General features: G+C 67.0%; 21 protein-coding genes and 1 tRNA gene. 8 read left to right on the top strand and 14 right to left on the bottom strand.

Annotated elements, in window-relative coordinates:
- Positions 1 to 34: 34 nt before the first annotated feature.
- The gene (locus tag HNO81_RS01715; RefSeq protein WP_175316390.1) at positions 35 to 1,270 is read left to right on the top strand and encodes an MFS transporter; all 1,236 of its coding nucleotides are present in this window, start codon (positions 35 to 37) and stop codon (positions 1,268 to 1,270) included.
- 136 nt (positions 1,271 to 1,406) lie between these two features.
- Positions 1,407 to 1,910, top strand: coding sequence for an Lrp/AsnC family transcriptional regulator (locus HNO81_RS01710; RefSeq protein ID WP_175316389.1), 504 nt, complete (start codon positions 1,407 to 1,409; stop codon positions 1,908 to 1,910).
- A gap of 76 nt (positions 1,911 to 1,986) precedes the next feature.
- On the opposite strand, the gene HNO81_RS01705 is transcribed toward HNO81_RS01710, so the two are convergent.
- On the bottom strand, positions 1,987 to 3,234 hold the full coding sequence (locus HNO81_RS01705; protein ID WP_175316388.1) for an MFS transporter: 1,248 nt from the start codon (positions 3,232 to 3,234) through the stop codon (positions 1,987 to 1,989).
- A 168-nt stretch (positions 3,235 to 3,402) separates the two neighbouring features.
- On the opposite strand from HNO81_RS01705, the gene HNO81_RS01700 reads away from it, so the two are divergent.
- Positions 3,403 to 3,894, top strand: a complete 492-nt coding sequence (locus HNO81_RS01700) for an Lrp/AsnC family transcriptional regulator (RefSeq protein ID WP_175316387.1) — start codon at positions 3,403 to 3,405, stop codon at positions 3,892 to 3,894.
- Positions 3,895 to 4,890 carry a magnesium/cobalt transporter CorA gene (corA, locus tag HNO81_RS01695; protein WP_175316386.1) on the top strand — a complete coding sequence of 332 codons (996 nt, stop codon included), beginning with the start codon at positions 3,895 to 3,897 and terminating at the stop codon, positions 4,888 to 4,890. It abuts the gene before it with no gap.
- Here the strand turns inward: corA and HNO81_RS20065 are convergent.
- The 6 genes from HNO81_RS20065 to galU all read right to left on the bottom strand — a co-directional run bounded on the left by HNO81_RS20065 (position 4,887) and on the right by galU (position 8,707).
- Complete coding sequence (locus tag HNO81_RS20065; RefSeq protein WP_254703246.1) at positions 4,887 to 5,291, bottom strand: Pr6Pr family membrane protein; 405 nt, start codon at positions 5,289 to 5,291, stop codon at positions 4,887 to 4,889. The genes corA and HNO81_RS20065 overlap by 4 nt on opposite strands.
- A gap of 435 nt (positions 5,292 to 5,726) precedes the next feature.
- Positions 5,727 to 5,879 (bottom strand): hypothetical protein, encoded by a 153-nt coding sequence (locus HNO81_RS01685; RefSeq protein WP_175316385.1) that lies wholly within the window; start codon positions 5,877 to 5,879, stop codon positions 5,727 to 5,729.
- Positions 5,880 to 5,949: 70 nt separating this feature from the next.
- A tRNA-Ala gene (locus HNO81_RS01680) sits at positions 5,950 to 6,022 on the bottom strand.
- 134 nt (positions 6,023 to 6,156) lie between these two features.
- Positions 6,157 to 7,095 carry a hypothetical protein gene (locus HNO81_RS01675; RefSeq protein ID WP_371818139.1) on the bottom strand — a complete coding sequence of 313 codons (939 nt, stop codon included), beginning with the start codon at positions 7,093 to 7,095 and terminating at the stop codon, positions 6,157 to 6,159.
- An 81-nt stretch (positions 7,096 to 7,176) separates the two neighbouring features.
- Positions 7,177 to 7,797: a GNAT family N-acetyltransferase gene (locus HNO81_RS01670; RefSeq protein ID WP_175316384.1), complete on the bottom strand. Its 621-nt coding sequence runs from the start codon at positions 7,795 to 7,797 to the stop codon at positions 7,177 to 7,179.
- A 4-nt stretch (positions 7,798 to 7,801) separates the two neighbouring features.
- The gene (gene galU / locus HNO81_RS01665; RefSeq protein ID WP_175316383.1) at positions 7,802 to 8,707 is read right to left on the bottom strand and encodes a UTP--glucose-1-phosphate uridylyltransferase GalU; all 906 of its coding nucleotides are present in this window, start codon (positions 8,705 to 8,707) and stop codon (positions 7,802 to 7,804) included.
- 102 nt (positions 8,708 to 8,809) lie between these two features.
- Here galU and HNO81_RS01660 point away from each other — a divergent pair, with 102 nt between their 5' ends.
- The 3 genes from HNO81_RS01660 (at position 8,810) to HNO81_RS01650 (ending at position 10,632) form a co-directional block, all read left to right on the top strand.
- Positions 8,810 to 9,430, top strand: coding sequence for a 5-formyltetrahydrofolate cyclo-ligase (locus HNO81_RS01660; RefSeq protein ID WP_175316382.1), 621 nt, complete (start codon positions 8,810 to 8,812; stop codon positions 9,428 to 9,430).
- A 112-nt stretch (positions 9,431 to 9,542) separates the two neighbouring features.
- Positions 9,543 to 9,818 carry an FmdB family zinc ribbon protein gene (locus HNO81_RS01655; protein ID WP_175316381.1) on the top strand — a complete coding sequence of 92 codons (276 nt, stop codon included), beginning with the start codon at positions 9,543 to 9,545 and terminating at the stop codon, positions 9,816 to 9,818.
- 112 nt (positions 9,819 to 9,930) lie between these two features.
- The gene (locus HNO81_RS01650) at positions 9,931 to 10,632 is read left to right on the top strand and encodes an RcpC/CpaB family pilus assembly protein (RefSeq protein ID WP_175316380.1); all 702 of its coding nucleotides are present in this window, start codon (positions 9,931 to 9,933) and stop codon (positions 10,630 to 10,632) included.
- Between the two features lie 11 nt (positions 10,633 to 10,643).
- Here the strand turns inward: HNO81_RS01650 and HNO81_RS01645 are convergent, their stop codons facing one another.
- The 7 genes from HNO81_RS01645 to HNO81_RS01615 form a co-directional block, all read right to left on the bottom strand.
- A complete protein-coding gene (locus tag HNO81_RS01645; RefSeq protein ID WP_175316379.1) occupies positions 10,644 to 14,843 on the bottom strand; it encodes a DUF4011 domain-containing protein in 4,200 nt (1,399 codons plus the stop codon).
- A gap of 129 nt (positions 14,844 to 14,972) precedes the next feature.
- Positions 14,973 to 16,562: a glutamine-hydrolyzing GMP synthase gene (gene guaA, locus HNO81_RS01640; protein ID WP_175316378.1), complete on the bottom strand. Its 1,590-nt coding sequence runs from the start codon at positions 16,560 to 16,562 to the stop codon at positions 14,973 to 14,975.
- Positions 16,563 to 16,673: 111 nt separating this feature from the next.
- Positions 16,674 to 17,177, bottom strand: coding sequence for a DUF3817 domain-containing protein (locus tag HNO81_RS01635; protein WP_175316377.1), 504 nt, complete (start codon positions 17,175 to 17,177; stop codon positions 16,674 to 16,676).
- The gene (locus tag HNO81_RS01630) at positions 17,174 to 18,094 is read right to left on the bottom strand and encodes an SURF1 family protein (protein ID WP_175316376.1); all 921 of its coding nucleotides are present in this window, start codon (positions 18,092 to 18,094) and stop codon (positions 17,174 to 17,176) included. The genes HNO81_RS01635 and HNO81_RS01630 overlap by 4 nt, the downstream gene beginning before the upstream one ends.
- Before the next feature lie 79 nt (positions 18,095 to 18,173).
- Positions 18,174 to 18,662, bottom strand: coding sequence for a PTS sugar transporter subunit IIA (locus HNO81_RS01625; RefSeq protein WP_175316375.1), 489 nt, complete (start codon positions 18,660 to 18,662; stop codon positions 18,174 to 18,176).
- Between the two features lie 38 nt (positions 18,663 to 18,700).
- Positions 18,701 to 20,440, bottom strand: coding sequence for a glycerol-3-phosphate dehydrogenase/oxidase (locus HNO81_RS01620; protein ID WP_175316374.1), 1,740 nt, complete (start codon positions 20,438 to 20,440; stop codon positions 18,701 to 18,703).
- Positions 20,441 to 20,548: 108 nt separating this feature from the next.
- Positions 20,549 to 21,685, bottom strand: a complete 1,137-nt coding sequence (locus HNO81_RS01615; protein ID WP_175316373.1) for a GuaB3 family IMP dehydrogenase-related protein — start codon at positions 21,683 to 21,685, stop codon at positions 20,549 to 20,551.
- A 161-nt stretch (positions 21,686 to 21,846) separates the two neighbouring features.
- On the opposite strand from HNO81_RS01615, the gene HNO81_RS01610 reads away from it, so the two are divergent.
- Complete coding sequence (locus tag HNO81_RS01610; RefSeq protein WP_175316372.1) at positions 21,847 to 22,494, top strand: hypothetical protein; 648 nt, start codon at positions 21,847 to 21,849, stop codon at positions 22,492 to 22,494.
- Positions 22,495 to 22,501: the final 7 nt, after the last annotated feature.

Raw genomic sequence — 22,501 nt, 5'->3', positions numbered from 1 at the left:
GAAGCATTCATCAGGGCCGCACTACGCTGACACGATGCCTCAGCACGCAAGCGCCGGAACGGACGCGCCGCACCTCTGGACCGGCCATGCCAAGGGATCCAGGGCCTATGGACGCATCCTGGCCGGGCTGTCCTGCGCGGGCGTGGCCACCTTCGCCCAGCTCTACTCCACCCAGGCGGTCCTCCCCCTCCTGGCGGCAGACCTGCGCATCTCTGCAGCCGAGGCAGCACTCACGATCTCCCTCGCCACCATGGGCCTTGCCGCCACGGTGATCCCCTGGTCCTTCCTGGCGGACCGGATTGGCCGGGTGAAGGCCATGATGTGGGGCATCACCGCGGCAACCCTCCTGGGGCTGCTGGTCCCGATGTCCACCAGCTTCACCATGCTCCTGGTCCTGCGCCTGCTGGAAGGAATGGCCCTGGGCGGCATACCCGCCGTCGCCATTGCCTACTTGAATGAGGAGGTCAGCAAAGCCCACGCCGCCATCGCCGCGGGAAGCTACGTTGCCGGCACCACCCTGGGGGGACTGTCCGGGCGGCTGGTGGCGGGCCCGGTGGGCGAGCTCTGGGGATGGCGGTCGGCAGCGCTGGCCGTGTCACTGCTGGCGACCGCTGCCGCCGTCGCCTTCCTTGCCCTTGTTCCCCGCGCACGGGGCTTCATCCCTGCCCCGGCCGCCGGCCTCCGCAGCGCGGTCCGGACGCTTGGCGCCCACCTGCGCAATGTCAGGCTGCTGGCCCTGTACGCCCAGGCGTTCCTGATGATGGGCGGGTTCGTGGCCGTGTACAACTACTTGGGCTTCCGGCTGTCCGGCGAGCCCTTCGGCCTTCCGGCAACGGTGATCAGCCTGATCTTCCTGGCCTACCTGTCCGGCACCTTCTCCTCCCGCTGGGCCGCGGGGATGACCACGCGGTACGGCCGCCGGAACGTGCTCCTGGCAGGACTTGCTTTGGCCCTCGCCGGCCTGGCCCTGACCCTCACCCCGTCCTTGGTCCTGATTCTCGCCGGGCTGGTGGTCTTCACAGGCGGCTTCTTCGCCGCCCACAGCATCGGTTCCGGCTGGACGGGTGCCATCGCCAGGCAGGGCCGGGCACAGGCCGCGTCCCTGTACAACCTCGCCTACTACCTGGGTTCCAGCCTGCTGGGCTGGGCCGGCGGCCTGGTCTTCCAGGCCTGGGGCTGGAACGCACTTGCGGGAGCCGTCATGGTCTTGGCATGCCTGACCGCCGCAACTGTCGCCGTCGTCCATCCCACAAGAGAGCACGCCCCCTGAATCGTCTCCGTGGCGAATTAACCGGCTTCCTCCGCGGCCTCCAGCGTGTGGATGTTCGGCAAAACGGGCGCCTACTGACCGTGCCGCAATGATTCTGCGGTCTAGGATGAACCAAGACCATTTGGAAGGAACCGCAGTGAGCACGAACGCAAGGAACGCCCGCCCCGGAGGGCATGTGGAGCCGCTGGACGCCATCGACGAGCGCCTGCTGGCGGCCTTGGTGGCGGATGCGCGGATCTCCAACAAACAGCTTGCCGAAATGGTGGGCATCGCGCCATCCACAGCCCTCATGCGGACCCGTGCCCTGTCGGAGCGCGGCATTGTCCAGGGCTATGAAGCGAAGCTGAGCCTGTCAGCCATCGGGAGGTCCGTGCAGGCACTGGTGGCCGTCCGGCTCCGCGCCCACGACAGGGACCAGATCGACCGTTTCACCGCGCGCGTGCCGCACCTGCCTGCCGTGCTCTCCACGTTCCACACCTCGGGTTCGGTGGACTATCTGCTGCACATCGCCGTCGGAAGCACCGAGGACCTGCGGGACTGGGTGCTGGACAACCTGGCCACCGACCCCGTGGTGGGCCACACCGAAACCACCCTCGTCTTCGAACACATCCAAGGCAATCACGGCCCGCTTCCGGACTAGGACAGGGCGGGCGTCCAGGGCCGCTTCCAAGGCCGCTTCCAGTCCCCGGCCAGGGGCTTGGCGTCCGGGGAACTGATTAGGCGGCGGACTGCCGCCGTGCCGCCTGCACCATGGTCGCGGCTGCCAGCAGGAGCGCCGCTGCGCCGCACACCAGGACGAAGCCCTGCACAGCCGCCGCCATGCCGAAAGCCGCGCCGGCCCAGCCCAGGCCCAGGACCGGCACCGCGCTTCCCAGATACGTGATGACGTAGACGGTGCTGATGATTTGCGCGTGCCGGGCTGGTTCCACCCTGGCTGCCACATCGTTGAAGACGGTCCTGAACGCCAGCCCCTGGCCAACCCCGGCGGCGATGGCCGCGCTGACCAGCATTACGGGGCTGTGCCATGCCCCTGCGGCCCCCAGCAGCAGGACGGAGACGCCCAGGACCGCCAAGCCGGCCGGCACGGTCAGGCGCCCGCGCACAGTCACCAGCTGGCTCAATGCCGATGCGCCCAGCGGCAGTCCCGCAAGGACGCCGATCAGCGGCCGGGAGTCCGTGCCCAGCACCTGGGCGAAGTAGCCCGGAGCGAGTGACAGGGAGAAGCCAAACACGGCAAAGCTGAGGAAGCCGACGCCGGATGCGAGCCAGAAGGGGCCCCGCGCCTGGCGTGACACGGAAGGCCGCCGCGGGGCAAGGGCATGCAGGGGCCGGGACGCGGCGGGCACCATGATGGCCGGGCGGGCACGGATCAGGTACAGCGGGAGCAGGAGGCCGGCGAGCAGCAGGGAATGGACGGCATACGGGGCTGTCGTGGCACCGGGAAGTAGGGACAGGAGGCCGCCGATGACCGGGCCGGCCGCCACTCCGCCTGAGGATGCCAGCAGGGTGAAGCGCGATGCCCATTCCGGCCGGGAGGGAAGCAGCTCACGCAGGGCGGCTGCACTGGCTCCGGTGGCAAGCGCAACAGCGATGCCCTGCAGGGCCCGTCCGGCGCAGAGGCCGGCGAGCGAATGGGCTTCGGCAAAGATTCCGCCACCCGCCAGCCCGGTCAGCACCGCGACCAGGAGCGCTGCGCGCCTGCCGATATGGTCGGACCAGTGGCCCGCCAGGAGCAGCGTCCCCACCAGCGCCAGGACGTAGCTGGCAAAGGCCGCGGTCACTTCCAGGCTGGACAGTCCCAGGTTTGCCTGCAGCAGCGGGTAGAGCGGCGTGGCCAGGTTGGCACCCACCAGCAGCATGAAGATCACCGCCCCGGAAATTACCAGCCGCGCGGTGGTGGAAGCATTCCACCCGCGGGGCGTGGCCATTGCCGGGCGCATGCGCAGTTCGCTGAAGACCGTCATCGTGCCGCCTTAGGGTTGCCGCGGCGGGTGGTCCTTGTGGGAGCCCGGCGCGGATATAACTATGATGATTCAAGAGTGCGGCACGGCTGCGCGATCCAACATTTATCCGGCGGGTAATTGCGCAAAATCATCAATTTGCGGATGCTCGCGTGATGGAAAGTGACGATCTTGAACACCTTGGACCCACTGGACCTGAAGATTCTCCTGGCCCTCATCAGGGATCCCCGGATCCAGATCGGAGAGCTCAGCGACTCCCTGGGCATCGCCCGCAACACGGCCCAGTCAAGGGTGCGCCGCCTGCTCCGCACAGGCGTCCTGAGCCCTGGCGGCCGTGAAGTCGACCTTGAGGCAGTGGGCTACGACGTGGTGGCGTTTGTGACCATTGAGGTCTCCCACCGCGAACTCGACGGCGTGGTGGCGGCCCTGCGGCTCATCCCGCAGGTCCTCGAAGTCCACGAGATTTCCGGCCGCGGCGACGTGTGGTGCCGCGTGGTGGCCACCGACACCCACAACCTCCAGTCGTCCCTTCGGAAGGTCCTGAGGATCAAGGGGGTTATCCGGACAGAGACCGTCCTGGCCCTGCACACGCATATCCCCTACCGCACCGAGCCGCTCATCAGTGGCCTTAGCGGTACTGCCGACCCGGATAAGATTTCCTGAATGACCATCATCGATAACGCCGTCTACGTCAACGGCGTCCGCCACGCCGAGCCGGACAGCCTTGAGCAGACCTTCGAGACGCTGGCCCGGCACGGCGGCATGGCATGGATTGGGCTCTACCGCCCCACCGAACAGGAAATGGCGGCAGTAGCCAACGAATTCGGGCTCCATGCCCTGGCCGTGGAGGACGCCGTCTCGGCCCACCAGCGGCCCAAGCTGGAGCGTTATGACGACAACCTGTTCACCGTCCTGCGGCCGGCCCGGTACCTGGACGTGGATGAGACCGTGGAGTTCGGTGAACTCCACGTCTTTACCGGGAAGAACTTTGTGGTGACGGTACGGCACGCGGAAACGGCCGGCGTCGCCCGGGTCAGGCAGCGGCTGGAAGCACGCCCGGACCTCCTCCAGCACGGACCCGAGGCGGTTCTGTACGCCCTGTTGGACCGCGTGGTGGATGATTATGCGCCTGTGGTGGCCGGCCTGGAGAACGACATCGACGAAATCGAGGATCAGCTCTTCAGCGGCGATTCTTCAGTCTCGCGGCGTATCTATGAACTGGCCCGTGAAGTGATCCAGTTCCAGCGCGCCATCCACCCGCTGCCCGAAATGCTGGACCAGCTGAAGCGGGGTTTCGAGAAGTACCAGGTGGAAACCGAACTGCGCCACAACCTGCGCGACGTGGAGGACCACGTGGAACGGGTCATTTCCCGGGCTGACTCGTTCCGGGATTTGCTGCAGAACGCCCTGACCCTGGATGGCACCCTGACAGCCAACCGGCAGAATGAGGCCAGCGCCGAGCAGAACGAGCAGGTCAAGAAGATCTCGTCCTGGGCAGCCATCCTGTTCGCGCCGTCGTTCGTGGCCGGCATCTACGGAATGAACTTCGACAGCATGCCCGAGCTCCACTGGGCCCTCGGTTATCCCTACGCCTTGATTCTCATGGTTGCTGCCGGGGCCCTGATGTATGGAATCTTCAAGAAGAAGGGCTGGCTCTAGGGGTCTCGCACCCGGCCGCCCTTGCCGGCCGCCAGCGCTGACCGGGCGTTTCCCGCTGCGTGGACAAGCACCGAGACAACCAGGAACGCAACCAGCACCTGGGCGGTGGCAACAAAGACCCTCGCCCAGCCGCCGTCGAGCGTGGGATCCAGGAAGTCGTAGACGTACCATCCATCCAGGGCGCCGCGGCCCCAGGAAAACGCCAGGAAGGCCCCCGGGTAGACCAGCCAAGCCAAGGGGCGTCCCCAGGTACCCTGCACCGTCCGCGTCACCAGGAGCCAGTCGAGGGCCACCAGCAGCGGGGCGAGGCGGTGGTGGACCATCTGTGGCCAGTACAGATCCCAGCTCCACCACGGCTCCCCCGGCGGAGCCACCAGCACCACATAGATCAATCCCGTCATGACCAGGGACCAGGGCGCCGAAGAGATGGTCCCACCAGCGCGGCAACAGGTTCCGCCGGCGGCTCCCCGAAACAATCCAGACAAGCGCCAGGGCAAGGTTTGCCTGGACAGTGAACTCTGAGTACAGCTGGGGAATGTCCACATCGTTGCCGGGAAGGGTGGCGTCCACGGTCTTCTGGACGAGCGCCGCGAGCATGTAAAGCCCGGCGAGGATCCGGACGGTCCGAATCCAGGGCCGGTCCGGATGCAGTACGCGGTTGGCGGCATTGTTCCGGCGGACCGGCGGGACCAGCGGGGTGGGACCGGCGGCCGGCTCTGTGAGGCTCATGCAGACAGCATGGATCCGCGGATCCCGGCAGGACAGGGTCCTTTGGCAGCTGGGAAAACAGCGCCGGCCTGCCCAACATAAGGTTGGGCAGGCCGGCGCGGATGGTGTCAGGCGTTGGTTTTACGCTTCAGCCAGCCCCAGACGCCGGTGGCGACGAAGAGGACCAGGCCGATGATGGCGAGCCAGAGGAGGCCCTTCACCACGAAGCCGACGATGGACAGGATGAGCCAGATGACCAGAAGGCCGATGATGATTCCCATGGGCCCAACTCTAGGCCTGCCCCCGTGGAATGGATTGGGCATTCGCCAGCGATTCGCCGACCAACTTCTGTGGAGCTAAGGAGATTCGAACTCCTGACCTCTTCGATGCGAACGAAGCGCTCTACCAACTGAGCTATAGCCCCGGATATCCCGCGGTCTGCCGGGCTGGTGCCCGCCGGCGCGGAACCGGTGCCCTTAGGCTACAAATTTTCCCGGCCTAACGCCAATTGGCGCGCGGGGGCTTCCGGGCGCCCCCTGCGGCCTGGGCGGGTGCCCCTTACGCGCGGCGGCGCTGCAGGACGTCGTCGAGGTTGCTGAGTGCGCTTTGTGCCTTGGACAGCTGCTGCGCCTCGGCGGCAGCAGCCGAACCTGCCGCCGGCGCCGACGCGCCCTGCTTCAGGGAAGGCTTGCCGGCAGCTTTCGGCGCTTCGGGAAGTTCCAATGGCTGCGGCTCGGGGCGCTCAGCCTTGGGAGCTTCCACATAAACGGGCTTGGGGACCTCCACCGGTTCCCAGGGGGTTCCGGCGGGGACGACCGGGGCGGCTGCGGCTGCGCTGGTGTCACCGGCGGCTGCAGCGACGGCGAGCGCTGCTTCACGGAGCTCCATGACCGTCAGCGGCTTCGCCTTTGGTTCGGTTGCTTCGGCATCGAAAAGAGGGTTGTCCGGGCGCGCCGGGGCGGCGTCAGGTGCTGACGGCGTGGCGGCGGCATATTCCGGGCGGCGCGCCGGAGCGCTCATGGCCGAGCGGAAGGCGGCGTCTACCTTCGCTTTGCGGTCGCGGAGGGCGAGCCAGCGCAGCAATGCCACCGACGCGACGGTCACCAGAGTGCAGGTAAGCGGAAGGGCAGCGGATCCGATACCGAAAGGAACCAGGACGCCGGAGATGAACGCGGTCACCAGGGAGAGAAGTCCCACGAGGGCCAAGGCGGTTCGGCTGTACCGGATGCGGAACGGCGCCGCCGGTGGGGTGTTTGCAGTGCCGGCGGTGGGTGCCGCACTCTTCCTGGGTTCCATGGCGTTCTCCTGCTGGGCGGCGATGTTCAGGACCTGGCCGGCATGTGCATCCGGCCCCTCATCGGCGGGGGCGTCTGCCAGGAAGTCGCCGGCGGGCCGGAACTGGCGCCTGCGGTTCCGGAGGACGTAGGGGGCAACCCATACAATCCAGAGCGCGACGGCAACCACAAGGATCACTGAGCTGCTAAGGGGGAAGTCCACACTCAAAACCGTATGAGCATCATGCCTGCTCAGGCCGCATTAGGTGCGGTGTGTCGTGTCCCCTCTGGCAAACCGATGGATTTATGACCGGCGAGCCGCCAGCCACGGGCCCAGCAGGCCTTCCGGCACCTCTTCCGATGTCAACGCGAATGACCGGTGGTCCGCCCATTGGCCGTTAATGTGCAGGTAGCGGGGGCGGTACCCTTCGTCGCGGAACCCCAGCTTTTCCACTACCCGCAGGCTGGGTCCGTTTTGGGGCCTGATGTTGATTTCCATCCGGTGCAGGCCAAGCGTCCGGAAGCAGTGGTCCGTCACCAGTGCCACGGAGGTGGGGGCGATCCCGTGGCCGGCACGGGATTGGTCCACCCAGTAGCCCAGGGTGGCCATCATGGCAGAGCCCCAGACTATGGAGGACACCGTCAGCTGGCCCACAATGGCGGGGTTCCGCAGGCCTGGCCGCCATTCGGTAATGAGGAAAGGCAGTGCGGTGGCCTGCGCGGCCTGCCTATTGAGCGAGCGGACCATGTGCCGGTAGCTGGGAAGCCCGCCGGCCGGATCCGGGTTGGAGGCCTCCCACGGCGCCAGCCACTCGCTGTTCCGCGAGCGGACTTCCGTCCATTCGTTCTTGTCGCGGTACCTGATGGGCCGCAGGACCAGGTCGCCGCACTCAAGGGTGGCTGGCCAGATGGGACCAGTGCGCACGGCGCTACCGGGAGAGGCCGGCGGTGAAGCCCGGCAGCCATTCCCGCAGGCCCGGGCCCAGGTCATCACTGTCGATGGCCAGCTGCACGCAGGCCTTGAGGTAGCTGAGCTTGTCCCCGGTGTCGTACCGGCGGCCGCGGAACACGACGCCGTACACGCCGTGTCCTTCGCCGTCACCGGAGGCGAGTTCCTGCAGGGCATCGGTCAGCTGGATTTCGCCGCCACGGCCAGGTGCGGTGTGCTCGAGGACCTCGAAGACTGCGGGGTGCAGGACGTAACGCCCGATCAGGGCCAGGTTTGACGGGGCTTCCTCAGGCGAGGGCTTCTCGACCAGCCGGTTGACGCGGACGTACTCCTCGCCGTCGATCGCCTCCACGTCAGCGCAGCCGTAGGCGCTGATCTGGGACGGATCCACTTCAATGAGGGCGACGACGGACCCGCCGGTTTTCGCCTGCACGTCGATCATGATGCTGAGCAGTTCGTCGCGGGCATCGATGAGGTCGTCGCCCAGCAGGACCGCGAAGGCTTCATTGCCTACGTGCTGCTTGGCCCGCAGCACGGCATGCCCCAGGCCATGGGGGTCGCCCTGCCGGACATAGTGGATGTCACCGAGCTGGCTGGCCGCCTGGATGGAGGCTAGCTTCTCGGTGTCGCCCTTGTCTTCAAGGGTTGATTCGAGGGACGGCACCCGGTCGAAGTGGTCCTCGAGGGCCCGCTTGTTACGGCCGGTAATCATCAGCACGTCGTTGAGGCCCACATGGACGGCTTCCTCCACCACGTACTGGATGGCAGGCTTGTCCACGACGGGCAACATTTCCTTGGGCATGGCCTTGGTGGCAGGAAGGAACCTGGTGCCCAGGCCCGCTGCGGGAATGACGGCTTTGCGGACTCTGGGTTTACTGGTGCTCACCGGACTAATCTAACGTCAGCGTCAAGTATTCAGTAACCACCGCGGCGGAAGGACTGCTCCGGTGTCCAAGGTGTAGCGCAGGAGCGCCCCGGAAAGGACAACATGCTGCCAGAGGCAATCGCCGCCAAGGACCATATCCGGAGTACACACCGGGCCCGGCGGGCGGTCCTGGCACCGGACCAGCTGGACGCTGCGGGCGTGGCCCTGGCAACCCATGGCGCCGCCTGGGCGGAATCGGTAACCGAAGGCCGTCCCGGGATAGCCTGCGTCTACCTGGGCGTGGGAAAGGAACCTCCTACCCTCCCGCTTATCCATGCCCTCCACCACAGTGGGCACCAGGTCCTGCTTCCGGTGTGCGAACCCGGCAGGGAGTTGAGCTGGGTGTTCTGGACTCCGGACACCGGCTTCGAGCCCAGTAAGTACGCCCCCATCCTGGAGCCGGCGGGGCGCCGGTATGGTCCCGAAACAGCCGGCGACGCTGCCGTGCTGTTCATTCCCGCCACGGCGGTGGACCGCGCCGGCAACAGGATCGGCCAAGGGGGCGGCTATTACGACAAATTCCTGCGACACCTTGCTGCCGCCGGGAAGGAAATTCCGTTGGCCGCTGTTATCTACGACGATGAATTGCTGCCCGCGGGCCGGATTCCCGCGGAGGAATTCGACCGGCCGGTTCCGGCGGTCCTTGCGCCGTCCGGATACCTGCCGCTCGCGGGTGGCGCCTGACTCCGGGGCACCCCGGGCGCAGTGATAGAATTAGCACTCAGGCCCTGTGACTGCTAATGGTTTACCAGGTGGCAGCGCGGGACCTCTCGTTTGCCCATGAGGAGGAGCACCAGTGCCCACATATGCTTACGCCTGCAAGGATTGCGGCCACGCCTTCGACATCGTCCAGTCGTTCTCGGACAGCAGCCTGACATCCTGCCCTGAATGCCAGGGCACGCTGCGCAAGAAGTTCAACAGCGTCGGCGTCGTCTTCAAGGGCTCGGGCTTCTACCGCACGGACTCCCGCGACTCCAAGGGCAGCTCCGTCTCCCCCGCCCCGGCCACACCCGCTGCCGCACCGGCTGCCCCTGCTGCAGCACCTGCCGCTTCGGCGCCCGCCGCGGGCTGAAACAGGCCAGTCTTCACGACGGCGGCCGGCGCGTTCCAGCGTCCGGCCGCTTTTGTCCACATAGGGCATTTTCCGGCTCCGCTGTGGGGCGGTCCGAATTTAGCGTGGGGGCATGCCCCTACTTCAACGCCGGCGCCGTCCAGGCACCGGCCGCAACCACAGCAGCCGCCCCCTGCACGCCCGCGTTGCCGGCTGGCTGAGCCGCAACCGCCGGCTCGCCGCTGCCCTGCTGTTGTGCGCGGCCGCCGCCGTGGCCGTCCACCAACTCACGCCCGCCCCGCCCGCTACGGCCCAGGCCCTGGCCGCGGCCCGGGATCTCCCTGCCGGGGCCGCCTTGGCTGAAGCGGACGTGGTCCGCGTCGAAGTGCCCCCTGGCATGCTGGCCGACGGCTTCCTCAGAAACCATGGCGCTGCCACGGGCAAGCAACTGGCCGCACCCATGCGCAAGGGCCAGCTCCTCACCGACGCCCAGCTGGTGGGTCCGGGGCTCCTGGCGGGTGCACCGCCCGGTTCTGCGGCGGTTCCGCTGCGCATGGCTGACGCCTCGTCCATCCAGCTGGTCTCCCCCGGACAGCTGGTCAACGTGGTGCTCACCTCGGCCAACGGGTTCGACCAGCAGGCCCCCTCCCAGGTACTGGCATCAGCCGTCCCCGTGTTGTGGACCTCCCACAAAGGCGGACAAGGCGGACAGTGGCTCGGTACCACGGAGACCGACGGCCTGATCGTGGTGGCGGCCACCGCTGAACAGTCAGCGCGCCTGGCCGGAGCCTCCACCCAGGGCAAGCTCTTCTTCGTCCTGGTGGGACCTCAATGACCAGCCGCCGGTCAGCCCCAGTGCGGGGGCTTCTGTTCCTTCAGCCACGCATCGTGGTCGTCTTCCCGGTCACCCCAGGTGCGGGCATCATCCTCGGCGGCCTTGCTCGGCAGGATGCCACCGGCGCCGGCGGCAGCCGTTCGGGATGCCGAAGCAGATGTCGGAGCCGCTTCGGACACATCGCTGCCACCGGCAGTCTCCGTCGGGCCGCTCTTGGTCTCGTCCTGGGTCATGTCTTCCTCGTGGGCTTCATCCTCGCGCCTGTCTTCTGCAGGCTCCTCATCCTGGGTCACGGGCTCCGCCTCCTGGCTTTCACCGTCAGCGTCCTTTTCCGTGCCGGAGGTACCGTGCTGGTAGGAAGCCCCGGCAGCGGGTGCGGCGCCGATTCCATTGAGCGCCTGGTCAACGTCGTCGTCAAGGAAGCCGGCGGAGTGGCTGGACCTGCCGGGCAGCACCATCTTCTCCAGGCCCAGGTAACCGGCAATGCGGTCTGCGCAGGAGGAGGGATCCGTGAACACTTCGATGGTCCACAGCGGCATGTACCGCCAGCCCAGGCGTTCCAGCAGTTGCGGCCGCAGCCTGCTGCGTTCCCGCACGCTCATGGTGCGGTATTGCGCAGTGCCATCGGACTCGATGGCGACGGGCCGTGGAATGTCGGAGTCGTCCTGGCCCATGGTGTTCAACGGATCGGCAGCAGCAACCACATCGATGGCGCCGTCGTATTGGTGCCAGACCCTGGCGCCGCGGGCACGCAGCCTGTCCCCGAGGTCAGCCACCAGAGGGTCCGCTCCGAGAGCCTGTTCGCTGGCAGCGGCCCGGGACGCGGGGGTACCCAGATCCGTGTTGCCGGAGAGCTCCCGGTCCAGCAGAGCGTAGAGGTCCACGGCCCCATGGGTGAGGCGGGTGTGGTCCAGGTCCTCGGGGCGGAAGCACGTGAGCACGTGCAGGGAGCGGCGGGCACGGGTCATGGCCAGGGCGAACTTCTCCCGGCCGCCGTCAGCAGACAGCGGCCCGAAGTTGTGCAGCGCACGGCCGTGCGGGGTCCGTCCGAATCCAGGCGAGAAGATGACGTGATCACGGACCAGGCCCTGGGCGCGTTCCAGGTCCACCACGCGGAAGGACTCCGGGCCGGCGCCAAAGAAGCCGGCCAGCCCTGGCTGGTTGGAGAGCTGCAGCCTGATGGACTCACCGATCCTGGCGGCGTGCCGAAGGCTGGCAGTGACCACCGCCAAGGAGGTCCGGGGACGCAGGCGGGCGTGCTCAAACACCAGCTCCACCACCCGGTTGACCTCGGCCACCACAGACTCGACGCCCTCGTGATCGGCACTGGGCAGGCCGGTGCCGTCCGGCAAGTACTCCACCAGCAGGGACCGGTCCAGGCCTGTCGCGGACTGGCCCTCCGGCAGCCGGCGCAGTCCGCCGTCGTAGAAGTTCTTGCTGAGCTGCAGTACCAGGTCCTCGTCCACCGCGCGGTACACCACGTTGAGCCGCCATACGGGCAGCACGGCGGACAGTGCGGTGTATGCACTCTCGACGCGGTGGTGTGCCGACTCACCGGGTGCAAGCCGTTCAACTCCCACAGTGAAGGTCCGGGGGGTGGCAATGCGCGGGTCACCGAAGGCAATGACCTGGCGCGCGCGGGCAATCGACGGCAGGACGGCCTGCAGGGATGTGGCCTCGGCATCAAGGATGACCACGGCGTCAAAGTGCTGTTCGGCGGGAAGCAGGCCCGTCATCAGGTAGGGGCTGACCGACCAGACGGGAACCAGAGTGCCGATCAGCTCGGGCGCCTGCGCGGTGAGGGAAGCCAATGAGACCCGGCCGTCCTTGAGCAGGCTGCGCAGGAGGTCAGCCTGGCGTGGCTGGGCTGCAATGGCCGTGCGCCACCGCTCGGCGAGATCCCACCGCAGGCGGGCGGCGCCGCTGGCGATGTGTGCATTGTCCGCCAGCCGGTACTCGGCCTCCAGCTGGCGAAGGGCGTCACCGTCGGACATGGCCAGGTAATCGTCGCCGCTGATCATCGCCTCCAGCGCGGACTGCCACCACGCCAGGTCCAGCTCCGCGGCGACGGATCCTTCCGGAACCTCCCGGTCGGCGAGGTCGGCCAGGAGCTCACCCAGGCCGTGTTCGCGCATGTTCTCGATGAGCAGCGTGCGCTCGGGCAGGGTCTTGAGCGTGTCGGTGTCCGCCACCAGGCGTTCCAGCCGGTCCATCAGCTGAGCGTACGGAACGGTGGCGAGATCCCCGCCGTCCGCGGTATGCCGCAGCGCTTCTCCCAGCTGTGCCAGCTCCTGGTCCAGGGACCGGTACATGGCGTTCATCTCGGCCAGCCCGGAGGGCACGGCGGGATGGCGCTGGGTGGTGGCATAGCCAGCCCACAGGGCGCGCTGTTCCTGGACCAGCACCAGGGACGAGTGCAGGTCCGCGATGTGGACGCCCGGGCGGACGTATTCCTTGGCCACCCGGCGCAGCCTGGAGCGCTGCATGGCGGTCAGCTCAATGCCGCGCTCACGCCGCCAGGACGACGGCGCGGTGGCTGAGATCAGGTCCGTCACGGGCCGGTCGAAGATGTCCGGGGTGAACTTGTCCAGGCTGCCGCGGACGGCAACCAGCAACTCCAGCTGCTCACCCCACTCAGCGAAGGATCCGCCCAAGCGGATTTCGGCATGTTCGGCAACAGCGTCCATCCGGGCGCGCAGGGCGGGAAGGCTCTTCGCCACGGAGCGGACCAGGTCCTGGGCTTCCTCCGTCTCCTTGCGCGTCAGCAGCCTGGCGCCGTGCCAGGGGCTGGTGGTGGCGGCCTGGCTGAAGCTGCCCAGTTCGGCGGCCCGCCGGAGCCTCCCGGCCAGCTCTTCCCGGTCCCGGATATTGTCCAGGACGCTCCGCTTGAGCCGGACGGTGGTGGCCGGGGCGGGGTGGATGGAGGTGAGTTCGGCCAGCGACTGCATGGCCTGGTACGGCGAGCAGCCCCAGCGTTCACGGACGTTGTGCAGCGATGCCACGTGGTCCATGAGGGCGTGCCGGTGTTCGGTCAGGGTGGTGTGGAGGTTCCCCAACTGCGGTTCCAGGGACTTCTCATTGCGCACGATTGCCCGGACCAGCTGGCCCTTCAGCTGCTGCGCTGTGACGTTGCCCGTCAGCTGGAAAAGGATGGACTCAAGCCCCAGCGACTCCAGGTGGCCGGACACCTCGTTCAGGCTGGCGCGGCGATCGCCCACCACCAGGACGGTCTTGCCGGCATCCACCAAGGCGCCGATGGTGTTGATGGCGGTCTGGGTCTGGCCGGTACCCGGCGGGCTGCTGACCACCAGCGAGTCCCCGGCCCGGGCGGCATCGACCACGTACTGCTGGTCCGTGTCAGCGTCCAGCAGCAGCAGCTCGTCCTTGGGGTCCCTCTCATCCAGGTGCGGGAAGCGGGCCGGGTCCGGATCCTGGACCTCCACCACCTCGCCGCCGGCGGCTGTGGCCAGCGCGGAGACGATGGGGTGGGAGTCGTTGATCCAGGGATCGTCAAGGTTCCCGGAAAGGTCTGCAAAGGTGGAGACCAGCAGGTTGTGCTGGGTTTCAGCGCCATGGATGGGCCGGATCAGGGTGGCCAGGCGGTCCAGGACGGGCTGCGGATCGAACCGGGCGGTGCTGTAGGCCAGGCGGGTGACGGCGTTGACGTCGAAGACGATTCCGTGGATGTTCTTCAGGTGCCGCACCAGGGCGGGGTTGATTTGCGCCTGCTCGGTGAGCTGCAGTTCGAAGTCGTCCTCCCCCGGGCGCACCGTGAGGGAAATGGCGGTGAGCATGACCGGCGCGGATACGCGCTGGGGCTTGCCGCCAACAGCAGATGTCCACACCACGGTGCCCGCTGACAGGTACCCGGCGTCGATGCCACGGTCGTTGGCGAGCTCGAAGATCTTGGAGCGGATGTTGCGCGACGCCCTGGCAGCCACCACATATTGCTGGCGGTCACGGATCAGCGTGGACAGCCGTGTGCGGCGCCCAGCCATGAGCTGGGCCAGGCCCGAGGGGTGCGCCGAGGTGAGGTCGATGGAACCTTCGGGCGTCTTGGTGAAGCGCAGCATGGTGTCCGCGCCGGTGACGGGTTTGAGCCCGGACAGCCATTTACGAAGCTCTTCCGAGCCTTCCGGGTGGCCTTGACCAACTGACACTTCTGCCTTCTTTTCTGCGCTTGCACGTGACGTCCTGGACCAAACCGGCATACTTTCGAGAGTAGCTGCTTCGGCGCCGGACTTGAGCGACCGCAACACTGGGGCACCCGAAATTGCGGAGTAATTGGCTGGGAAAAAGCAGCGGCCGGCCCCCGTTGAAGGAGGCCGGCCACTAGGATGCTATTCCCACTCGATGGTTCCCGGCGGCTTGCTGGTGACGTCCAGCACCACCCGGTTGACGCCGTCCACCTCGTTGGTAATCCGGTTGGAAATCCGTGCCAGCAGGTCGTAGGGCAACCGCGACCAGTCGGCCGTCATGGCGTCTTCCGAGGACACCGGGCGGAGCACGATGGGGTGGCCGTAGGTGCGGCCATCGCCCATGACGCCGACGCTGCGAACGTCCGCGAGCAGGACCACGGGCATCTGCCACACCTCGTTGTCCAGGCCGGCGGCTGTCAGCTCTGCACGGGCGATGGCATCTGCCTTGCGCAGCAGGTCCAGCCGCTCCTTGGTGACCTCGCCAACGATCCGGATGCCCAGGCCGGGGCCCGGGAACGGCTGCCGGCCGACGATTTCCTGGGGCAGGCCCAGCTGGGCGCCCACGGCACGGACCTCGTCCTTGAACAGTGCCCGCAGCGGCTCAACAAGCTCAAACTGCAGGTCCTCCGGGAGGCCGCCCACGTTGTGGTGGCTCTTGATGTTGGCCGCACCTTCGCCGCCGCCGGATTCGACGACGTCCGGGTAGAGGGTGCCCTGGACCAGGAACTTGATCTTCTCACCGTGGGCTGCGGCCTCGGCAATGATGGCCAGCTCGGCTTCTTCGAAGGCGCGGATGAATTCCCGGCCGATGATCTTGCGCTTGGTCTCGGGGTCACTGACGCCGGCCAGAGCGGACAGGAAGCGCTCCTGTTCGTTGGCAACGTACAGCTTCACGCCGGTGGCCGCCACGAAATCACGTTCAACCTGCTCGGCTTCGCCTTCACGCAGCAGTCCGTGGTCAACGAACACGCAGGTGAGCTGATCGCCCACGGCGCGCTGGACCAGTGCTGCCGCCACGGCGGAATCCACGCCGCCGGAGAGGCCGCAGATGACGCGGGCATCCCCCACCTGCTGGCGGATGCGTTCCACCTGCTCTTCGAGGATGTTGCCGGTGGTCCAATTGGGTTCCAGCTTGGCGCCCTTGAACAGGAAATTTTCCAGTACCTGCTGGCCGTAGGCGGAGTGCTTGACTTCGGGGTGCCACTGCACGCCGAAGAGGCCCTTTTCCTCGTTGGCGAATGCCGCCACCTCGGCGCCCGCCGTGGTGGCGAGGACGTCGAACCCGGCAGGTGCTTCGTGCACGGAGTCGCCGTGGCTCATCCAGGTCTTCTGGTGCTGGGGCATGCCTTCAAGCACCGAGCGGCCGTCACCGAGGATGGTGGTTTCCGTGGATCCGTACTCCCGCAGGCCGGTCTTGTCCACCTTGCCGCCCAGGGCGTTGGCCATGGCCTGGAACCCGTAGCAAATGCCAAAGACGGGGACGCCTGCCTCGAAGAGGTCGGCACCCACGCTGGGGGCGCCGTCGGCATAAACGCTGGAAGGTCCGCCGGACAGGATGATCGCGGCGGGGTTCTTGGCCAGGAGCTGCTCGGTGGAGTACGTATGCGGAACCACTTCCGAATACACATTCGCTTCCCTCACGCGGCGGGCAATCAGCTGCGCGTACTGGGCTCCATAGTCAACAACCAGCACCGGCTTCTGGGAAGTCTGGGATGCAGTGGGAGTAGTCACCCCACTAGCCTACTTTGAGCCCTTGCACCGGCGCACCTTGAGACGCCGCGCTGTGACGCACCAGACGTTCGACGGCGGGTGGCCGCGCCGGCACCAGGCCCGGCCCAGCGTTCAGTAGCGCTGGGGGGCCTGCGGGTTGGCGACCAGCTCGGCCTCAACCTCGGCGTGGAATTTCTTCTCGACGATGAAGGACAGGAACGGCACCACCCCGCCCAGTGCCAGCAGCACGAGTTTCAGGAACGGCCAGCGCATCAGGGACCACAGCCGGAAGTTGGAAATCAGGTAGACCACGTACATCCAGCCGTGCACGATCAGGACCGTTACGGAGACGTTCATGCCGTTGAGCACGCCCGGCGGTTCCGCGTCGGCGAAGCCCAGGCCGAACGGCTGGCCGGTCACTGCGTTGGTCCCGCCGGCGAACAGGTACTGCCCGAAGCCGTACCGTGCCACGAGTTCAGCGCACAACAGAAGGAGCATGGTGCCGGTGAGGTACGCCATCACCTTGTAAAACTTCAAGGCAGACCGGATCTGGGCCTCAGTGCCGCCGAAGCGCCGTTTCTTCCCGGAGGTCTTGCCCGATGCCTGTGAGGGGGTGGCCGGTTTCGGATCAATCATGGCTGTACCTTCTGCTGGTGCTGGTCAGGCTGCTGGTGCTGGTCAGGCTGCTGGTGCTGGTCAGTGTGCTCGTGTTCGGCCTGCTGTGGAGGCTGGGGCTGTCCGTCATGGCCGTCGCCGCCGTCACTGTCGGCGTCGTCAAGCGCCTCCTCGAGGTCCCGGTGGTAGTCGTCCTTGACCAACCGCCACCAGATGAAGAGGGCGAACCCGGCGAAGACAACCCACTCGATGGAATAGAACAGGTTGAGCCAGTTGATCTGCTGCGCCGGCGGCTGCGGGCCGATGTCCAGGGGCAGGAGCTTGCCGGGTATGGCTGCGGCACTGACGTCCTGGCCGCCCACCACTTCCGCAGTGGCGGATACGAAGCCGGGGTAGCTGCTGACTTCCCAGTAGTTGATGAGTTCCGCCACTGAGACGGCCGTAGCCTCACCGGCTTTGGCTGCCTTGCCGGCTACCGGCGCTTCGGACGGCAGCAGCCGCCCGGTCAGTTCCACAGGGCCCGACGGCGGTGCTGCCGCATCGCCGGGCTGCGACACCCAGCCGCGGGCCACGGGGATCCAGGTCTGGGGTGAGGCGCCTGCTCCGGCCAGAACCGGCGCACCGTCCACCGCGAAGGCAGAAACGACCCAGTAGCCGGCTTTTCCGTCATGGAGCCTGCGCGGAACCAGGACCTGCTTGTCGGGACTGTATGTTCCCCGGGCCGTGACCATCTGGTCCGCGACACTGCCGCGGAAGAATTCGCCCGGCTGCAGCGTACTGGTGAGCGGCTGGACCTGTTCGGTGGCGGGATTGACCGGAACCTCGGGTTGGGTGGAGCGGCCGAACTGCCACTGGCTTAGCAGCACGAAGACCCCGGAGAGCGCGATCGCAAAAATAAAGCCTGCGATCCATCGGGGCTTAAGGGCTGTTTTCCACACGTCTTAACCGTACTTCGTACTTCTGTAGAACAACTAAACGCCGTGGTTCCCGGTCATGGAGTCCATCCCGGGTACCTGACTAGTGGTCGAAGAACACCAGGCTAGAGTTGATGAGCTCGGCAATCACTTCGGCGTCGTAGGCGCGCCGCAGCGATTCCCGGAATGATTCCTTGGACAGCGACCGGGCCAGGGTAGCCAGGACCTCAAGGTGGTCGGAGAAAGAGCTCGCCGGGGTGGCGATCAGCAGGATGACGGTGGCCGGCCCGTCGGCGGCCCCAAAGTCCAGGGCGTGGCCATATTTGGTGATACCGACCGCGATGGAGGTCTGGGAGACGAATTCGCTGCGCGCGTGCGGCAGCCCGACGCCGCCCGGGAGACCTGTGGCCAGCTGGTGCTCCCGGGCGTTCACGTTCTTCATGAACCCGTCAAGATCCGAGATGCGCCCGGCAGCGTGGAGCCGCTCTGCCAACTGGTTGGTGGCGTCGGTCTTGTCCTTCGCCTCCATTTCCAGGATCACCATGTCAGCGGTGGTCAGGTGGGCGTCATACGGGTCCAGTGGTTCCGCCAAGGCGTTTCCCTTCGGTCAGCAGTGGGGCAAACGGCCCCTCAACGCAAGGGCACGATATCTTCCGCGCCCAGGCGGGCGGCGTCTGCGGATTCGTCGTCCGGCTGTTGCTGGCTAAGGCGTTCGGCCTCCACGCGGGCAAGGTAGTGGCGGACTTCGTTTTCACGCTGCGTGTCACTCCAGCCAAGGACGTCACCCATTAGTTTAGCGACAACCGGGGCGGCGGACACGCCGCGGTCCCAGGCTTCGATGGAAATCCTTGTGCGCCGGGTCAGGACGTCCTGGACATGGCGGGCACCCTCATGGCTTGCGGCGTAGACGGCTTCGGCCTGCAGGTAGTCGTCCGCGCCGGGAAGCGGCTCTGCCAGCTCCGGGTTCTGCTTGATGATGTCCAGGACCTCGGGAGTCATGGATCCGTACCGGTTGAGCAGGTGCTCGATCCGTGCCACGTGGACCCCGGATTCCTCGGCGGTGCGGTTGCGGCGGTTCCAGGCGGCCCGGAAGCCGCTGGCACCCAGGAGCGGGATGGTTTCGGTGCAGCTTGGCGGGACGCGTTCGTCCATGGTGCGGGTGGCCTCATCCACGGCGTCCTTGGCCATGACCCGGTAGGTGGTCCACTTCCCCCCTGCCACGACCACCAGCCCGGGGACGGGATGCGCCACCACGTGCTCGCGGGACAGCTTTGCGGTGGAGTCGTTTTCGCCTGCCAGCAGCGGGCGGAGCCCCGCGTAGACGCCTTCGACGTCTTCCCGGGTGAGGGGCCGCTTGAGCACCTGGTTGACGTGTTCCAGGACGTAGTCGATGTCCTTGCTGGAAGCGGCGGGGTGGGCTTTGTCCAGGTGCCAGTCGGTATCGGTGGTGCCGATGATCCAGTGCCGTCCCCAGGGGATGACGAACAGCACTGACTTCTCGGTGCGCAGGATCAGGCCCACCGTGGACTGGAAGCGGTCGCGGGGAACCACCAGGTGGATGCCCTTGGAGGCGCGGACCTTGAGCTGGCCGCGGTCGGTCACCATGGCCTGGGTTTCGTCGGTCCACACTCCGGTGGCGTTGATGACCTGCTTGGCGCGGACGTTGAACTGCGTCCCGTCCTCGCGGTTTTCCACCTTGGCGCCCACCACGCGTTCGCCTTCGCGGAGGAAATCCACCACCTTCATCTGGTTCAGGGCATGGGCGCCGTAGTACGCGGCGGTGCGAATCAGGTTGGCGCAGTACTTGGCGTCATCCACCTGGCCGTCGTAGTACCGGATGGACCCTACGAAGGCGTCGTTCTTGAGGCTGGGGGCGGCCCGGAGGGTTCCCCGGCGGCTGAGGTGCTTGTGGAACGGGACGCCGCGGCTGTGGCCGGCGGAGACTGACATGGCGTCATAGAGGGCGATGCCGGCGCCCACGTAGGGGCGTTCGATAAACGGCTTGGTGAGCGGATACAGGAATGGCACCGGCCGGGCCAGGTGGGGGGCAATCTCGGAGAGGAGCAGACCGCGTTCCTGCAGTGCCTCCTTGACCAGGGCGAAGTCGAGCATTTCCAGGTAGCGCAAGCCGCCGTGGATGAGTTTGGAAGAGCGTGACGACGTGCCTGCCGCCCAGTCGCTGGCCTCGACGATGCCAACGCTCAAGCCCCGGGTCACGGCGTCAAGCGCCGCCCCCGTGCCGACGATGCCGCCGCCCACAATCAGGATGTCCAGTTCCTGGCCGGGTTCCGTCGTGGCGCGCAGCCGCTGGATGGATGCTTCCCTGGCCTCGGGGCCAAGGACCCCGCCGTTTACAGGAACACTCTTCATTGAACGCCTCCAGTGCCTCTAGTGCCGGTAGTAAACCCACACTACTTGCTCGTGGCGTGCTTTGGGCAGGGCGGGCCGGCGCCGGCCGTCCCGCCCTGCCCCGGCAGGTCAGTTACCCGCGTACGGCGAAACCACGACGTCGACCCGCTGGAATTCCTTCAGGTCCGAATAACCCGTGGTGGCCATGGAACGGCGCAGGGCGCCAATGAGGTTGGATGTGCCGTTGGTGTGGTGGCCTGGTCCGAAGAGGACTTCCTCCAGCGGGCCGACGGTGCCAACATTGGCGCGGTCGCCGCGCGGCAGTTCCGTGTGGTGGGCCTCCTGGCCCCAGTGCCAGCCCTTGCCGGGTGCTTCTTCTGCCCTGGCCAGGGCGCTGCCCAGCATGACGGCGTCGGCGCCCATGGCGATCGCCTTGACGATGTCACCGGAGGTTCCCATGCCGCCGTCGGCAATCACGTGGACGTACCGGCCGCCGGACTCGTCCATGTAGTCGCGGCGGGCCGCGGCGACGTCGGAAATGGCGGAGGCCATGGGCGAGTGGATGCCCAGTGCGCGGCGGGTGGTGGTGGTGGCGCCGCCGCCGAAGCCCACCAGGACGCCGGCCGCGCCGGTGCGCATGAGGTGCAGGGCGGGGGTGTAGCCGGCCGCACCGCCGACGATGACGGGGACGTCGAGTTCGTAGATGAACTGCTTGAGGTTCAGCGGTTCGTGGTCCTTGGAAACGTGCTCGGCAGAGACAGTGGTGCCGCGGATGACGAAGATGTCGACGCCGGCCGCCAGCACCGTTTTGTAGTGCTCCTGGGTGCGCTGCGGGGTCAGGGACCCGGCCACGGTGACCCCGGCCTCGCGGATTTCCGCCAGGCGGGAGGTGATGAGTTCAGGCTGGATGGGTGCCCGGTACAGCTCCTGCATCCGTCCGGTCACGGCGGGGCTGTTGGTCTCGTCCTCCAGGGCCGCAATTTCGTCAAGGACTGCCTGCGGATCCTCATACCGGGTCCAGAGGCCTTCCAGGTCCAGGACGCCAAGGCCGCCCAGCTTGCCAAGGGCAATGGCGGTGGCTGGAGACATGGCCGAGTCCATCGGAGCTGCGATCACGGGCATGTCGAACTGGTAGGCGTCAATCTGCCACGAGACGGAGACGTCCTTGGGGTCGCGGGTACGACGGTTGGGGACGATTGCAATGTCATCCAGGGAGTAGGCACGACGCCCACGCTTGCCACGGCCGATCTCGATCTCATAAGTCACTGCTCTAGGTTATCCCAGTGGCTTCGGTGGCTTTGCCTGGGCCGGGTCCCGACATGCAGCCCTGCCCGTGGCGGCGGTGCGAAGCTGGCGCGTAGCCTTGGCCAGGGGCATTTACGTGATTGCTCCCGTGACCGGACTTCACGATTGGGTTTCCCTCCCTTATGACGCATTCCATTCCTTTTCCCGCCGACGCACCTGTCCACCCGCTGGACCATTGGCTTTCCCCCGAACTGGCCCGGGTCAGCCCACCGGAGGCCCCGTCCCGGCTGCGCCAGCTGGCGGATGACCAAGGCGCCCTGGCTGCCGGCTGGAGCGGGGCGATCGCCGGCGGACCGGTCCTGGCCCTGGCGGGCGCGTTCTTCTCCGTCTTGTCGGGGAACCCCGCGACAGCGCTCATCCTTGTCCCGCTGGGTGCCGTCCTCACGCTGTTGGGCCTCTTCGGGTGGAATCGGGTCCGATCCATCCTGCCCAAGACCGACAAGGTCCTGATCACCCGTGGCCCCGGATCTGCCCGCGGAGGCATCGGCATGGTGTCGTTCCTGGCGGCCATTGTCGGCGCGTTCCTTTTTCCCACCCTGCCCTCTGCCGCTTCGAAGGGCGCCGGTGAGGTCACCGTCCTGGTGGGTAGCTACGTACTGACGCTGGCCCTCCTGACCGCGTGCATCATCGTCCCGGCCACGGTCATGGGCCGGGCCCGGCAGTCGTTCCGCCTGCGGGTGCAGAACAACCCAGGGCTTCGGAGGGCAGTCGAGGAGGACCTGGCCGGCTGGCGCGACCCCCATGGCAACGCGGCGTACGGGCCGCTGTGAGGCGGAC

It is taken from the genome of Pseudarthrobacter sp. C4D7 (assembly GCF_013359725.1).
In the GTDB taxonomy this organism is placed as follows: Bacteria; Actinomycetota; Actinomycetes; order Actinomycetales; family Micrococcaceae; genus Arthrobacter.
This window is presented reverse-complemented; position numbering and strand designations above follow the sequence as displayed.